This is a genomic window from Emticicia agri (assembly GCF_004168285.1).
In the GTDB taxonomy this organism is placed as follows: domain Bacteria; phylum Bacteroidota; class Bacteroidia; order Cytophagales; family Spirosomataceae; genus Emticicia; species Emticicia agri.
In genome coordinates this window covers 1-17,912 of the sequence record NZ_SEWF01000024.1, presented here as the reverse complement: position 1 = coordinate 17,912, position 17,912 = coordinate 1, and the positions used below count along the sequence as shown (strand labels likewise).

At 39.5% G+C, this 17,912-nt stretch carries 3 protein-coding genes and 1 CRISPR repeat array; of the genes, 1 reads left to right on the top strand and 2 read right to left on the bottom strand.

From position 1 onward, the window contains the following. Positions 1-4: 4 nt before the first annotated feature. Positions 5-1,144 (bottom strand): bifunctional 2-methylcitrate synthase/citrate synthase, encoded by a 1,140-nt coding sequence (gene prpC / locus EWM59_RS16245; protein WP_130022282.1) that lies wholly within the window; start codon positions 1,142-1,144, stop codon positions 5-7. A gap of 1 nt (position 1,145) precedes the next feature. Next, positions 1,146-2,042, bottom strand: a complete 897-nt coding sequence (prpB, locus tag EWM59_RS16240; protein ID WP_130022281.1) for a methylisocitrate lyase — start codon at positions 2,040-2,042, stop codon at positions 1,146-1,148. Between the two features lie 404 nt (positions 2,043-2,446). Beyond that, positions 2,447-16,869: direct repeats of the CRISPR family, unit length 29 nt; unit sequence GTTTCAATTCCATAAGGTGCGATTAGAGG. Between the two features lie 187 nt (positions 16,870-17,056). Here prpB and EWM59_RS16235 point away from each other — a divergent pair. Further along, positions 17,057-17,912: IS481 family transposase (locus tag EWM59_RS16235; protein ID WP_130021487.1), on the top strand; the 856-nt coding region annotated here is incomplete at its 3' end.

Sequence of the window (17,912 nt, the reverse complement as noted above, 5' to 3'; positions counted from 1 at the left end):
TTTATTATCTGTTTTCAATAGGAACAAATTCTTTATTATCGGGGCCTATGTAATTGGCACTTGGACGAATAATTTTACCATCCTGTCTTTGCTCAATAATATGAGCACTCCAGCCTGTAACTCTCGAAATCACAAATAGGGGTGTGAACATCAGCGTAGGAATACCCATGAGATGATAAGATACTGCCGAAAACCAGTCCAGATTCGGGAACATTTTCTTCTCCTCCCACATGACGGTTTCCAGACGTTCGGCAATAGTATATAAGAGCATATCTCCTGCTTCTTCTGACAAACGCTTCGCTACTTTTTTTATGACTACGTTTCTCGGGTCTGAAATGGTATAAACCGGGTGGCCGAAACCAATAATTACCTCTTTATTTTCCAGGCGTTTCCTTATATCCGCTTCAGCTTCATCAGGTGAATTATATCTGCTCTGAATATCAAAAGCCACTTCATTGGCTCCACCGTGTTTGGGACCTCTCAGGGCTCCGATAGCTCCGGTAATGGCCGAATAAATATCAGCGCCAGTACCGGCAATTACCCTACTGGTAAAGGTAGAGGCATTAAATTCGTGTTCTGCATACAAGTTAAGCGATATCTGCATGGCCTCTACCCATGATGCCGATGGCTTTTTACCATGAAGCAAGTGTAAAAAATGTCCGCCAATTGTATCATCATCAGTTTCTACCTCAATGATTTTTCCGTTATGCGTATAGTGATACCAGTATAACAATGCCGAGCTAAAGCATGACAACAATTTATCGGCAATATCTCTTGCCCCTGAAATATTGTGGTCGTCTTTTTCGGGCTGTATGCTTCCGATGGCAGAAACAGTAGAACGCATCACATCCATCGGGTGTGCTGCCGCCGGAATCTGCTGTAAAATATTCTTTACCGAATTAGGTAGCCCTCTCAGCGACTTTATTTTTCGTTTATAGTTTGCCAGTTGAGGTGCGGTTGGCAGAGTACCATAAATAAGCAGATAGGCTACTTCTTCAAATTCGGCTTTTGCTGCCAGGTCCAGAATATTATACCCTCTGTAATGTAAATCATTTCCGTTTTTGCCAACGCTGCAAAGTGCGGTGTTTCCGGCTACAACTCCTGAAAGCGCTACACTTTTTTTGGGTTTAAAGGTAGGTTCCATATTATTGCGTTTTTTTAAAAAGTTCGTCTAATTTTTGTTCGTAATCGTGATAGCCAATGCTTTTATAGAGTTCTTCTCTGGTTTGCATGGTGTCTAAAACATTTTTTTGTGTACCATCTTTACGGATATGTTGATAAACATTTTCGGCGGCTTTGTTGGCTGCTCGAAAAGCTGAAAGCGGATACAATATCAGACCTACTCCTGCCTCTTTTAGTTCTTCAACCGTGTACATTTTAATCATGCCGAATTCGGTAATATTGGCTAATACCGGAATACCCGTAGCATCTACAAATTTTTGGTAGAGACTTAGTTCCGGAACAGCTTCGGCAAAAATAAAATCTGCACCGGCTTCTTTATAAGCCACAACTCTTTCCAGGGTTTTTTCAAGACCTTCGTTTGCAAAAGCATCTGTTCTTGCACCAATCACAAAATTTTCGTCTATACGGGCATCAGCAGCAGCTTTTAGTCTATCTACCATTTCATCTTTGCTTACTATTTCTTTACCCGGACGGTGTCCGCAACGTTTGGCGCCTACCTGGTCTTCTATGTGCAAGGCTGCGGCTCCGGCTTTAATCAGAGATTTTACAGTGCGGGCAACATTAAAAGCAGACGGGCCGAAACCTGTATCTACATCAACCATCAGCGGCAAACTACAAACGTTTGTGATGCGTTGAATATCAATCAGCACATCTTCCAGCGTAGTTATTCCTAAATCAGGAATACCTAACGACCCGGCAGCTACCCCACCACCCGAAAGATAGATGGCATTAAAACCTGCCTGTTGTGCCAATAGGGCATGATTTGCGTTGATTGCTCCTACAATTTGCAGTGGATTTTCTTTTTTCATCGCTTCCCGAAATCGTAAACCGGGAGATTCTAAGCTTTTGTTGTTACTCATTGTATTGCGATTATGATTTTCTATTGTATGTTTCTCTATAATTTCTGATAGATATGCTTCTGTCTCCATTAAGAAGCAGGTTACTTACCAGAAGAGGAATAAAAGAGTATCTTTCTGCATGATACTTTAATTTAAATCGTGCCAGTTGTGATTTACACACGATTTCCTTTATGAGCGTAAGCAATGTCTGTTGATGATGAACTTATTGGTGCGAAAGTTAAGGAATAATACAATAATTTAATGCAAAAAAACACTTTTATTCTATGCTGCTTTATGAATTATTAATCTGTATGTACTCAGAAAACTATATAAGAATAGCTAATTAAGACCCGGCTACGGATTGAAATAAAGTCATTTGGACTGAGAGGCGCAGCGATATTGCTGAAAGTAAAAGATTGTCAAAAGTTTCAATTCCATAAGGTGCGATTGAGAGGTTTTTAGGTTTCCTGTGGTTTCCGTTAGGTTTCCAAGTTTCAATTCCATAAGGTGCGATTAGAGGTACACTTTACTCCGGCACTCAAGGAACTTTGTTTAAGTTTCAATTCCATAAGGTGCGATTAGAGGCAACAATTTTCAGAAAGCCTGATTTCGGATATTAGGGTTTCAATTCCATAAGGTGCGATTAGAGGGTTCACCGTTACAGGGTTTCCGCCAAACGCAAGCCTGTTTCAATTCCATAAGGTGCGATTAGAGGTAAGTAGCACAACAGGCGGTTTAGTATTGCCGAGAAGTTTCAATTCCATAAGGTGCGATTAGAGGTTTGTTCTTCCTGCTTCTCTATACCCTCTCCTAAATGGTTTCAATTCCATAAGGTGCGATTAGAGGCGGATCAAGATATTGAGGTAAACGTCTGGAGTTCATGTTTCAATTCCATAAGGTGCGATTAGAGGCCAGGTTGAAACTGTTTCGCCATTTTCAATGACAAGTTTCAATTCCATAAGGTGCGATTAGAGGTGAGCTACCACAACACCAATAAACTATCAGGGCAACGTTTCAATTCCATAAGGTGCGATTAGAGGAAAGCATTTTTCATCTTGCCGAACACAGGATTGAATGTTTCAATTCCATAAGGTGCGATTAGAGGTCCGCAATACTCCGTCTCTTGCAATATTGGCGGCAAGTTTCAATTCCATAAGGTGCGATTAGAGGCTTTACGAAGATTTCACCACTACCATCGGGTAATGGTGTTTCAATTCCATAAGGTGCGATTAGAGGTTTCAAAATACTGAAGTAAAGCGGATTTCAGGGACGAGTTTCAATTCCATAAGGTGCGATTAGAGGTGACTTGAATATACCTGATAGAAGAACAAATAATAGGTTTCAATTCCATAAGGTGCGATTAGAGGTATATGAATAAATTCATAACTTTTAATATAACCTAAGTTTCAATTCCATAAGGTGCGATTAGAGGACTGTGAGCCAGGCCAACAGTGGAGCCAATCTGAAAGTTTCAATTCCATAAGGTGCGATTAGAGGAAACAGAAGGGCAAGCCGCAGAAAAGGCAAGACCTTGTTTCAATTCCATAAGGTGCGATTAGAGGTGAACTGGCGTAGCAGATTTTTCTGTTTCCTGATATGTTTCAATTCCATAAGGTGCGATTAGAGGCGATGGCCTATAAAGCAACTAATTTTCTGGATGGCAGTTTCAATTCCATAAGGTGCGATTAGAGGTACACTCCATGTAATTTGCTATTTCAACGGCACTGTAGTTTCAATTCCATAAGGTGCGATTAGAGGAACGAGAAACGTTCTTTGTTTCGTAGGTGTTTGAGCAGTTTCAATTCCATAAGGTGCGATTAGAGGCCCAAACTCCTATATAAGTGCTTAGTGCGCCACTTGGTTTCAATTCCATAAGGTGCGATTAGAGGCGAATCACAGCTTTTAGACGATGCAACAAAGGCAAAGTTTCAATTCCATAAGGTGCGATTAGAGGTGAACAGCCTTGGTGCTGTGGACAGTTTGGCAACCTAGTTTCAATTCCATAAGGTGCGATTAGAGGTAAGTAAAACCCATATTCAAAAGCCATTCTTCGGTGAGTTTCAATTCCATAAGGTGCGATTAGAGGTAGACGGGAACAAAAAACCTGTTGATGCAAGCAAAGTTTCAATTCCATAAGGTGCGATTAGAGGAGGTGTAACTACTCTGACTGAAAAATTAGAGATAAGGTTTCAATTCCATAAGGTGCGATTAGAGGCGTATTTATTCAGAAAATCGTAGATAGCCGGGAAGAGTTTCAATTCCATAAGGTGCGATTAGAGGAATGCCTATGTGATTGATGTAGATGGCGAAAGAAAGGTTTCAATTCCATAAGGTGCGATTAGAGGCTCCCCACTTCTCTGATAGTGCTGACAATATTTATGTTTCAATTCCATAAGGTGCGATTAGAGGCTTCCGGCGGCAGGTGAAACCGTAAGATAAGTTTTTGTTTCAATTCCATAAGGTGCGATTAGAGGTTTTGAAAAATATGGAAATTAAATTGATGACAATATCGTTTCAATTCCATAAGGTGCGATTAGAGGGAAGCGGCCAAAGCCAAAGCTGAGTTAGAAATCAAAAGTTTCAATTCCATAAGGTGCGATTAGAGGACGACATCGAAAATGATGGAGAAGGCTTCAGCAACGTTTCAATTCCATAAGGTGCGATTAGAGGCAATGTAGTTGCCATCGCTGGTTCCGCCGGGTGAGGTTTCAATTCCATAAGGTGCGATTAGAGGTAGCGTTCGGAGCCTTGCGCTTCAGCTCATCGTTGAGTTTCAATTCCATAAGGTGCGATTAGAGGACCCTCAGCTTTGGCTTTCCACTCGTCACGCTCTTGTTTCAATTCCATAAGGTGCGATTAGAGGTCACCTGCATGAGCTTCAAGCAAATCTATACCGGTAGTTTCAATTCCATAAGGTGCGATTAGAGGTATAGCCATGCAACGAATCAACAATTTTCCCAAGACGTTTCAATTCCATAAGGTGCGATTAGAGGGTTTTACGAGAAACGAATGGTTCTTTTCGCTACCAAGTTTCAATTCCATAAGGTGCGATTAGAGGTCATTAATAATGCCCAAACGGTTGAGCAATTGGAATGTTTCAATTCCATAAGGTGCGATTAGAGGTCGCAGCACAATAATTGTAGAGCCATTTTCAAAATTGTTTCAATTCCATAAGGTGCGATTAGAGGTATCATAGATATTCGGGTGCATATTCTTGTGTTTTTTGTTTCAATTCCATAAGGTGCGATTAGAGGCAAGGGCTTGATAATTGCCTGTACTTCACTACCTAAGTTTCAATTCCATAAGGTGCGATTAGAGGCCTGTACAACTGTTTTTCAAGAATAGCTTCAATTTGGTTTCAATTCCATAAGGTGCGATTAGAGGACTCAAAATGACCCAAGCAGATTTTGCAAAAAAAATGTTTCAATTCCATAAGGTGCGATTAGAGGATTTAAGAGTAAACAACATGGCGGGGTAGAGCAGTGTTTCAATTCCATAAGGTGCGATTAGAGGTAATACGAATCATGATATTACGTGTGCCGTCCTTTTGTTTCAATTCCATAAGGTGCGATTAGAGGTAAGTTGAACATTAAATTCTAATCCCCCTCTCCAAAGTTTCAATTCCATAAGGTGCGATTAGAGGTATAACTGTGCCTGTAGTTGCTGCTTGTTTGACGGGGTTTCAATTCCATAAGGTGCGATTAGAGGCGACCATTTCCTGTTCGAGCGCGAGCGAGTTTAAAGTTTCAATTCCATAAGGTGCGATTAGAGGTGTGAATAGGCGCCGTTTTTTTATAGCCGGTTATTCAGTTTCAATTCCATAAGGTGCGATTAGAGGCTGAGTTTATTTTTGTGCAAGACGAACGTTTTGAAAAGTTTCAATTCCATAAGGTGCGATTAGAGGCAATCGGCGAAGTCGTTAAGTATTATTTCAAACTCTGTTTCAATTCCATAAGGTGCGATTAGAGGTGAAGTATTCCGGATTATTAATACCATTGAGCCACAGTTTCAATTCCATAAGGTGCGATTAGAGGGCAGAGATTCGGGGGGCTTATCACTTTGTGCGCTTGTTTCAATTCCATAAGGTGCGATTAGAGGTAATTTTAGTAGTGTCAGCTTTGATGGTGGTACAGTGTTTCAATTCCATAAGGTGCGATTAGAGGCGCATAACCTGGATTCTGCGAGTTTGGTTATTGAAAAGTTTCAATTCCATAAGGTGCGATTAGAGGTCTCATTCTCAATTTCTATATGTGATTTAACGTTTGTTTCAATTCCATAAGGTGCGATTAGAGGCCCTAATTGACCTGAAAGCCAATGAGCAAGTAAGAATGTTTCAATTCCATAAGGTGCGATTAGAGGAATCAGGTTTCCGATGTTCCGAAAGGATTTAAAGAGGTTTCAATTCCATAAGGTGCGATTAGAGGCTTCAAGTCTATATTTTTGTCCTATTAATTGTGACAGTTTCAATTCCATAAGGTGCGATTAGAGGAGGCGGTGGTTGGTGTGCGTGAGTGGGGCTATATGAAGTTTCAATTCCATAAGGTGCGATTAGAGGAGCGCAGGAGGAAGAAAAAAAAATCACTTCGACTACGTTTCAATTCCATAAGGTGCGATTAGAGGCCGAAGGCTTTTTCGATGGAGCTGTCAACGCCTTTTTGTTTCAATTCCATAAGGTGCGATTAGAGGACTTTTTATACTTGCCATTTTCTTCACTTTTTAACCGTTTCAATTCCATAAGGTGCGATTAGAGGTGTATTTATTCAAAGATTGTGGTGTGAGTATATGCTGTTTCAATTCCATAAGGTGCGATTAGAGGACTGTAAGAAGAAATTATTTGTGGGATTTTTTACTTCGTTTCAATTCCATAAGGTGCGATTAGAGGTATTAATGACGTAAAGAGCATTTATAGGGCTAAATATGTTTCAATTCCATAAGGTGCGATTAGAGGATTACCCTGTTACAAACTCTCAATATCTTTATGATAGTTTCAATTCCATAAGGTGCGATTAGAGGTTAGGTCTTGTAGACAAAGAGATATTATCACAATATAGTTTCAATTCCATAAGGTGCGATTAGAGGTCTTCTAAAGCATTAAAACGCTTTTGTGCTGTCGATGTTTCAATTCCATAAGGTGCGATTAGAGGTGCACTTACAGGTGTCGCTTCCATTTCTACAGGGAAGTTTCAATTCCATAAGGTGCGATTAGAGGTCAGGGATTAACCCTAACATAAAAACCGCCGGTGGTTTCAATTCCATAAGGTGCGATTAGAGGAAAAATTGACTCTCTCAATCGGCTAATTATGACCATGTTTCAATTCCATAAGGTGCGATTAGAGGAAGAAATTAAGCAGCAAATAATTAAATGCCAAAGCGGTTTCAATTCCATAAGGTGCGATTAGAGGTACTAAACACTTCTGTTACGGCAAATAGTAAGTTCGTTTCAATTCCATAAGGTGCGATTAGAGGGATGTGATATTTAGAGAACTTCCTAATTTTAAATCTAGTTTCAATTCCATAAGGTGCGATTAGAGGAATTAATTCTGATATTTTAACTTCTTTTGACGATAAGTTTCAATTCCATAAGGTGCGATTAGAGGTATTTTAGAGCTTACATACAACCTGTTTCTTTAAATGTTTCAATTCCATAAGGTGCGATTAGAGGAACGTTTACTACAAAAAGTAAATTACGGTAGTCAAAAGTTTCAATTCCATAAGGTGCGATTAGAGGACTGTCAGAATCAAGCCGAAAAACGACTATACCGAACGTTTCAATTCCATAAGGTGCGATTAGAGGTGACAGCACCCACAGGCAGGCAGGTAGATAATATCAGTTTCAATTCCATAAGGTGCGATTAGAGGAGCCTGTTTTGGGTGAACATACCCGGATTGAAAAACGTTTCAATTCCATAAGGTGCGATTAGAGGCCTCTACGCAGTCAGCTAAAAACCCGTAAACATCTTGTTTCAATTCCATAAGGTGCGATTAGAGGAATATGCCAATTGACTGCAAGAAATATCCTCAAAACGTTTCAATTCCATAAGGTGCGATTAGAGGTGTTTGAGGCTGAGATTCCGACCGCTGCCTATGAAGTTTCAATTCCATAAGGTGCGATTAGAGGACTAACAGATTTAAATACCGATGAAAGCCTGATAAGTTTCAATTCCATAAGGTGCGATTAGAGGACTGCTAAACAAGTAGCAGAGGTTTTAGGAATTGAGGTTTCAATTCCATAAGGTGCGATTAGAGGCCATCTTCTTCAACTCCGTTCCCTTTAGTGGTGTATTGTTTCAATTCCATAAGGTGCGATTAGAGGTAAACTCATGTAGTGTAGTTACCGTATACCTTGATAGTTTCAATTCCATAAGGTGCGATTAGAGGAGGTAAGCCGTGCAATAGAAGAAAACGCAAGAAGAAGTTTCAATTCCATAAGGTGCGATTAGAGGTGTAAGTAAGGACTTGATTAGTTTCAGTAGACTCATGTTTCAATTCCATAAGGTGCGATTAGAGGAGAGGGCTTGTCTGTAGGCGGTTATCTTGACCTGCGGTTTCAATTCCATAAGGTGCGATTAGAGGCTATTCGTGAAGCGTGTATGCCTGCACTAAATGCTCAGTTTCAATTCCATAAGGTGCGATTAGAGGTAATCTATTGTTGTTAATCTTAATTACCCTATGGTCGTTTCAATTCCATAAGGTGCGATTAGAGGATAACGTTGTGTTAAAACCTTAAATTATTTTTCAAAGTTTCAATTCCATAAGGTGCGATTAGAGGTGGTATTTTGGCTTTCACTTCAACCATGAATTGAATGTTTCAATTCCATAAGGTGCGATTAGAGGAATGCCTTATAAGCTCGAACGAACAAAGAAAAACAAGTTTCAATTCCATAAGGTGCGATTAGAGGAAAAGGCTACCAAGGCAATGGACGATATTAAGAAAAGTTTCAATTCCATAAGGTGCGATTAGAGGTTTTATTTCTTTATTGCTTCTAAAATAGCCTTCTTTGGTTTCAATTCCATAAGGTGCGATTAGAGGACGTAGGAAATCCTTCACCTATTAGCTATCAATATCGTTTCAATTCCATAAGGTGCGATTAGAGGGACGTGATGAAGTAAAACGTTATATTGAAAATAAATAGTTTCAATTCCATAAGGTGCGATTAGAGGATTGAAGTGCAGGCAGAAGAGGTAACACAAGAACAGAGTTTCAATTCCATAAGGTGCGATTAGAGGGAATATTGCACCAAATTACCTACTATAAGCCCCCTTGTTTCAATTCCATAAGGTGCGATTAGAGGACACTAAGAATAAAATAAGGGTTGATTAATGTAGGAGGTTTCAATTCCATAAGGTGCGATTAGAGGTTTATAGCAAACAAAATGACGCTCAGGCGCAAGGGAGGTTTCAATTCCATAAGGTGCGATTAGAGGGTTGCTTTACAATAATACTCACCTGCATTGGCTGCTGTGTTTCAATTCCATAAGGTGCGATTAGAGGTTTATCAACGAATTTATTGATTAAGTATTTCACAAAGTTTCAATTCCATAAGGTGCGATTAGAGGCACCTGAAGTAATGCGGATTGCCTATCAAAGTGGAATGTTTCAATTCCATAAGGTGCGATTAGAGGCAAACCTCAGAACATATCTCCAAAAGTCCAAAAATAGTTTCAATTCCATAAGGTGCGATTAGAGGGAAAAACGATCAGCATTTTGAAAACGAATACGCCAAGTTTCAATTCCATAAGGTGCGATTAGAGGTTCAGGATTTCAGTCTCCTGTTCTGAAAAATCCCGAGTTTCAATTCCATAAGGTGCGATTAGAGGTATGGTGTCGAAGAATTTCTCTTTCCTTCCTAATAAGTTTCAATTCCATAAGGTGCGATTAGAGGAAATTCTACACTTACGGACTCTTTAATGAGATTCAAGTTTCAATTCCATAAGGTGCGATTAGAGGTTTGTGGAGCAGGTGGCACCACTTTAGGTTTTTCAAGTTTCAATTCCATAAGGTGCGATTAGAGGTATTACTGCCGCTGTCGGTCCTATGGTGGTGGCTGTGTTTCAATTCCATAAGGTGCGATTAGAGGACCCAAACTTCAAAAGCCATTCTTCGTTGATGGGGATGTTTCAATTCCATAAGGTGCGATTAGAGGTGCCATGCGTAGCATCATTCTTATAGGGAATTGTTTGTTTCAATTCCATAAGGTGCGATTAGAGGAGGCCGTTCGTCAGGCATGGAGACTTGTCAAGGCTAGTTTCAATTCCATAAGGTGCGATTAGAGGCTCTGAAATTCCGCCAGTTATTCCGTTTCGTGGGGTGTTTCAATTCCATAAGGTGCGATTAGAGGGATTAGATAGTTCAACTTAAAAATAACATAACAAAAGTTTCAATTCCATAAGGTGCGATTAGAGGCGCTATGCAACCTACGAACGTGCACTAATCTCAAAAGTTTCAATTCCATAAGGTGCGATTAGAGGTTATGCAAAGAACTCCTGCAACTTGCCTCATCAAAGTTTCAATTCCATAAGGTGCGATTAGAGGAGACAAGTAGGTTGGAAAACGGTGGCGTGGTGCGAAGTTTCAATTCCATAAGGTGCGATTAGAGGCAAGGCAACAAAAGAAGTATCACCACTTTCATTGTGTTTCAATTCCATAAGGTGCGATTAGAGGGCCAGTTTGATGTTCTATGGCAATGATTCTGTACGGTGTTTCAATTCCATAAGGTGCGATTAGAGGAACGCCCTCGGCAAAAATGACACGAATCAAGGATAAAGTTTCAATTCCATAAGGTGCGATTAGAGGTTTGTTCGTCCAAGTAAACAAACTTGGTTCTGCTTTGTTTCAATTCCATAAGGTGCGATTAGAGGAAAGGCTGCTGATATAACTTTCGATAATCTACAGGAGTTTCAATTCCATAAGGTGCGATTAGAGGCTTTTTTAAGTGTATCCTTAGGGCTATGGTAATAAGGTTTCAATTCCATAAGGTGCGATTAGAGGTTTGCGAAGCGTATGAAGGCTTTCTGTGATTTTTAGTTTCAATTCCATAAGGTGCGATTAGAGGTGCCTGAAATTCAAAAGAATAAAATAAGAGAAATTATGTTTCAATTCCATAAGGTGCGATTAGAGGTAGAGAAGTTTCAACAGAGGATGAAGAAATACCCAAAGTTTCAATTCCATAAGGTGCGATTAGAGGGGTCGTTTTTTTACGACGAATCAGATACACACCAAATGTTTCAATTCCATAAGGTGCGATTAGAGGTAATACTGCTACCTGTTACCTGTCTGTTTCCGTTACGTTTCAATTCCATAAGGTGCGATTAGAGGGGTGCACCTTACAGCCCTTCTACTTCTAACTCATTCAGTTTCAATTCCATAAGGTGCGATTAGAGGCAAGAGGAAATGCAAAAATTAGAAAATTTTAAATCTGTTTCAATTCCATAAGGTGCGATTAGAGGAATCTGAGAAGGCAAAAGAATCTGCCAAAGCACGTGTTTCAATTCCATAAGGTGCGATTAGAGGTATCGTGAGGTTTCGAAACCTTCTTGATTTCGGTAAGTTTCAATTCCATAAGGTGCGATTAGAGGTTCGTTTTCAATTCTTAAATCTTGCCATGAAATCCATGTTTCAATTCCATAAGGTGCGATTAGAGGTTTATCTTAGAAATTTAAGAGCTACTTTAGCTGAAAGTTTCAATTCCATAAGGTGCGATTAGAGGAAACTTGATTGACAACCCGCATCGCTTCGACTGGTGGTTTCAATTCCATAAGGTGCGATTAGAGGTACCCATAAACGGAGTAAAAACTACATCTCCTTTATGTTTCAATTCCATAAGGTGCGATTAGAGGAAAATAAGTTGCTGTTTTGTTAATTCATTATCTTTAAGTTTCAATTCCATAAGGTGCGATTAGAGGCCAGGTTAGTTCAACTATTACCAACCCCACGAAAGTTTCAATTCCATAAGGTGCGATTAGAGGGAGGGCTTGTCTGTAGGCGGTTATCTTGACCTGCGGTTTCAATTCCATAAGGTGCGATTAGAGGCTTGACAAGGAATCAGGACGGCAAAAGGGTAGGTAGTTTCAATTCCATAAGGTGCGATTAGAGGAATGAACTTACCTCAGATTCGGAGAACTACAACGAGGTTTCAATTCCATAAGGTGCGATTAGAGGGTTTGAGTGCGAAGCTGCGAAGTTGAGAGGATAAACGTTTCAATTCCATAAGGTGCGATTAGAGGAAGCTTGTTTGTTGTGCAGAGAAATTAAAAAGGAGGGTTTCAATTCCATAAGGTGCGATTAGAGGGATTCATAAAGAAACTTGCCATCAACAAAACCGAACGTTTCAATTCCATAAGGTGCGATTAGAGGTTCATAATGGCATTTACAGGCATCCAATTCCCTTCTTGTTTCAATTCCATAAGGTGCGATTAGAGGTTGTATGATGAAAATGACCACAAATTGAACTTTCTTGTTTCAATTCCATAAGGTGCGATTAGAGGAGCCTTTTGATGAAAACTGGCAAAAAGAGTGTTCGACGTTTCAATTCCATAAGGTGCGATTAGAGGCGATGAAGAGTATGAGGGTTGCTTATTGCCCAGGATGTTTCAATTCCATAAGGTGCGATTAGAGGATGCCAGATAATATCCTGACGTAGAAACCAACCATGTTTCAATTCCATAAGGTGCGATTAGAGGAACCCCACAAACCGCTTTATCGATTCCGGCTTTTTAGTTTCAATTCCATAAGGTGCGATTAGAGGAAATACTGTCAAGTTGAAGGGATTCGTCCCGACAACGTTTCAATTCCATAAGGTGCGATTAGAGGTGCCAGGGTCTATGTTTGAAGTCGTTTTCTTCGTTCAGTTTCAATTCCATAAGGTGCGATTAGAGGATTAATAGTAAAAATATTTTATTTAAACATTAGTTAGTTTCAATTCCATAAGGTGCGATTAGAGGAATCCGGCACTCACATTTTCCCGACCAAAAAGTTTGAGTTTCAATTCCATAAGGTGCGATTAGAGGAACGCCAGAACCAACTCCCTCTGATATTTCTCCAACGTTTCAATTCCATAAGGTGCGATTAGAGGTTAAAACCTGTGGTCAATCAACTTCCCGTTATAGGTTTCAATTCCATAAGGTGCGATTAGAGGAGTTTATGCTTCAGCGGAGCATGATTAAGTTTATGAGTTTCAATTCCATAAGGTGCGATTAGAGGAACCAGAAACCAAGGCGGTGATTTGGGTGATATTCCCAGTTTCAATTCCATAAGGTGCGATTAGAGGTTTACGAATTAGAGAATTTCCAAGACAAAGAAAAGCCGTTTCAATTCCATAAGGTGCGATTAGAGGAAATGAACTGACTGCCCCACCTGTACATATTAAGAGGTTTCAATTCCATAAGGTGCGATTAGAGGCCACTGCTGAAGGCAATTTCTTTGAGCCTATTATCTAGTTTCAATTCCATAAGGTGCGATTAGAGGAACTATCAATTGCGCACGTGAGATTTTAGAAGATTAGTTTCAATTCCATAAGGTGCGATTAGAGGCTCCCGGAATATCACCAACCCAACCTGTGCCATTCGGTTTCAATTCCATAAGGTGCGATTAGAGGATGAGCGTGATGCTATTGATAAGCAAAAGAATGCGCGTTTCAATTCCATAAGGTGCGATTAGAGGTCAATAGTACCTTCACTACCACGCCCTATATTTCGAGTTTCAATTCCATAAGGTGCGATTAGAGGGTGTATCTGAGCCTTATTGAATTAGTACAGAAAGATGTTTCAATTCCATAAGGTGCGATTAGAGGGAAACATTCAAGCGAATATGTAAAAGTATTGTTCGAGTTTCAATTCCATAAGGTGCGATTAGAGGTCGCAAATTTTTGTTGATACAAACCGCTACCGCAATGTTTCAATTCCATAAGGTGCGATTAGAGGGCCTTGGTTGCCCGAAAACTGAATAGGAATTTCAGTTTCAATTCCATAAGGTGCGATTAGAGGCCTAATGCAGAAGTATAGGCTTTCACCCCGTTATTCAGTTTCAATTCCATAAGGTGCGATTAGAGGTGAGATTAAACGAATTGCCTAATTTCTAACTAACAAGTTTCAATTCCATAAGGTGCGATTAGAGGTAACTCCTATAAGGATAAGTTGATTTGCCAGAAACTGTTTCAATTCCATAAGGTGCGATTAGAGGCTATGGCCAATTGACAACCATCGCCAAAGCCTTGAAGTTTCAATTCCATAAGGTGCGATTAGAGGGGGCAATAGCTATTTTAGAAGAGAAGAAGAAATTGTGTTTCAATTCCATAAGGTGCGATTAGAGGAGAGCTGCAAGTTCAACTTTTTGCGTAATCAGTTTAGTTTCAATTCCATAAGGTGCGATTAGAGGAATAATCAACTTTATTGAAAAAGAACCAATTGAGCATGTTTCAATTCCATAAGGTGCGATTAGAGGCGGCTGTACATGAATAGACATCTGTAGAATACCTCAGTTTCAATTCCATAAGGTGCGATTAGAGGGATAGTTTCTGCAAAGCAACAACAATTAGTCCAGAATGTTTCAATTCCATAAGGTGCGATTAGAGGTCGGGAAGATGCCGAAAGCAATCCACCTGCTGGATAGTTTCAATTCCATAAGGTGCGATTAGAGGGGAAGAAGCCAATGCTCAAAAGTCTTATGTGCCAAGTTTCAATTCCATAAGGTGCGATTAGAGGGACAAGATTGGCACAAATCACGCCAGAATTTCAGACGTTTCAATTCCATAAGGTGCGATTAGAGGAACGGAAACTTATCGCTTTCAGGATGCTGGATATTTGTTTCAATTCCATAAGGTGCGATTAGAGGGGAAGAAGTTTCCAGGGAAAAGGCAAAAATGATTAAGTTTCAATTCCATAAGGTGCGATTAGAGGTGGTACGGCCTTAGCAATTGAAAAAGGCGCAATCAAGTTTCAATTCCATAAGGTGCGATTAGAGGTGCCCTTTCAATTACATACTTTTGCAAGCGTTCCTCAGTTTCAATTCCATAAGGTGCGATTAGAGGTTGTCGAAATCGGGAGCTTTGATACTACCCATTTTAGTTTCAATTCCATAAGGTGCGATTAGAGGATAAGCTATTGACCAATACAAGTCTTGCGGCTTTAGGTTTCAATTCCATAAGGTGCGATTAGAGGCTTTGTCTTACCATCCAGGACATTATAAATACCCTGGTTTCAATTCCATAAGGTGCGATTAGAGGATAAAGTAGGCGAAATACACACATACACGGATACAGGTTTCAATTCCATAAGGTGCGATTAGAGGCATTATGGTCAGTGATTTCAATCGTGCTTCTGGTTTGTTTCAATTCCATAAGGTGCGATTAGAGGGAAAAAAATGACAGAATTGCATCATATTGATTACTGTTTCAATTCCATAAGGTGCGATTAGAGGACCGAATTGCGCTAAGTGAATTAATTCTTCGTGAGTGGTTTCAATTCCATAAGGTGCGATTAGAGGGATAATTCTGATTCTTTACAACAAATAACCACTTTAGTTTCAATTCCATAAGGTGCGATTAGAGGGTTTAATTTTTACCATAACTTCATAATGACTACTTTGTTTCAATTCCATAAGGTGCGATTAGAGGTTACTATCAAAAAGCAATGATTACTACACAAAAAATGTTTCAATTCCATAAGGTGCGATTAGAGGCAACGAATCTAATATTGCCTACTGTTTCGCCATTCTGTTTCAATTCCATAAGGTGCGATTAGAGGACTCTGCCTTTATCTTTGTTCTCATAGTGTTGTGTAGGTTTCAATTCCATAAGGTGCGATTAGAGGTATTTTCACTTTTTTACAAAATAATTACGCCTAAATTGTTTCAATTCCATAAGGTGCGATTAGAGGTTCCGGCACATCTTGCACTAAACTATATTCAAGACTGTTTCAATTCCATAAGGTGCGATTAGAGGTCCCCGACTGGTGTCCGATAAGAATAGACAATAAAAGTTTCAATTCCATAAGGTGCGATTAGAGGATGATATTCTTAGAAAAGAACTTAGAAGATATTATAGTTTCAATTCCATAAGGTGCGATTAGAGGATGCACTTACGCCATCTATCTTATCACGGCTCTTTTGTTTCAATTCCATAAGGTGCGATTAGAGGTGTGAAATGTTCTATGCTAAAAACAACAATGCAAAAGTTTCAATTCCATAAGGTGCGATTAGAGGGAAATGCTTAGAGCAATTCGAGAGATTCAGCCGACAGTTTCAATTCCATAAGGTGCGATTAGAGGTGCAGGCTCAACAGGTTATGTACCTGTAAAAGGTACGTTTCAATTCCATAAGGTGCGATTAGAGGTTTTCACCTATAAAACTTGGACAAAAGATGTCCAAAGTTTCAATTCCATAAGGTGCGATTAGAGGCACGGATACAGAGGAAAGCGAAGAAACACCAGAAAAGTTTCAATTCCATAAGGTGCGATTAGAGGAAAAATTTAATGGTTTGTTGTGCGTGATTCGAACTCAGTTTCAATTCCATAAGGTGCGATTAGAGGTTTTGGTGCTGCATCTAAACTGTAAAAATTATTCGTGTTTCAATTCCATAAGGTGCGATTAGAGGAGGTGAAACCAGCAACAAAACCCAAAGAAAAATCATGTTTCAATTCCATAAGGTGCGATTAGAGGGAAGGAACAGTAAACGAAATTGGCAAATATTCAGTATGTTTCAATTCCATAAGGTGCGATTAGAGGAATACCGGAGCCTCCCTTTCTGATTCATTATGAGTTGTTTCAATTCCATAAGGTGCGATTAGAGGGTTTATTCTTATTGAATGAAAGTGCTACTTCATTAAGTTTCAATTCCATAAGGTGCGATTAGAGGCCGTCCAAAAAATGGCCTTTTTTGCGTAAATTAAGCGATTTTTTATGTGAAATCAAATAAAAAAATCGTCGAACTCCAGTAATAGGTTTTTACCGGGAGTCCGACGACTATTGATTATCTGAAATAGTCATGATTTAATCTGACAGTTACGATTTATTTAGTAACTTAAAATTAAAGATTAAATCAAATGACAACACAGGCAAAAATCATCAAGAACAAGTTAGGAGTATTAGAACTTGCCAATGTTTTAGGCAATGTCTCAAAGGCTTGCAAGGTAATGGGTTATAGTCGAGATAGTTTCTATCGCTTCAAGGAACTCTATGAACAAGGTGGTGAATTAGCACTTCAAGAAATTAGTCGCAGAAAACCCATAGAGAAAAATCGGGTAGATACGTTAGTAGAAGAAGCCGTTGTCAAGATGGCATTGGACTTACCAGCTTATGGACAGCTAAGAGTATCAAATGAGCTAAAGAAACAAGGTATAGTTGTCTCTCCTGGTGGAGTACGTTCAATCTGGTTAAGACATGATTTAGCTACCTTTAAGAAACGTTTAAAAGCATTGGAAGCGAAGGTTAATCAGGAAGGAATTATCCTTACAGATGAGCAAATAACAGCCTTAGAAAGAGCCAAAGCTGAGAAACAGGCTCATGGAGAAATAGAGACACATCATCCGGGTTATTTAGGAGCACAGGATACGTATTACGTAGGTAATATTAAGGGAGTAGGCCATATTTATCAACAGACTTTTATAGATACTTATTCAAAGGTAGCTTTTGTTAAACTCTATGACCGGAAAAACGCTTTAGTAGCCGCTGATATGCTCAATGATAAGGTTATTCCTTTTCATGAGCAAAATCAGATTCGTCTACTAAGAGTTTTAACTGATAGGGGTACAGAATATTGTGGTAATAGGGAGCAACACGAATATCAATTATATTTGGCTATAGAAGATATTGACCATACTAAAACTAAAGCCAAAAGTCCTCAAACTAATGGTATATGCGAGCGTTTCCATCGTACTATTCAGGATGAATTTTATGCGG

Coding starts and splice junctions, on each gene's coding strand:
- prpB (WP_130022281.1), bottom strand. CDS start 2,042: ATGAGTAACAACAAAAGCTTAGAATCTCCCGGTTTACGATTTCGGGAA.
- prpC (WP_130022282.1), bottom strand. CDS start 1,144: ATGGAACCTACCTTTAAACCCAAAAAAAGTGTAGCGCTTTCAGGAGTT.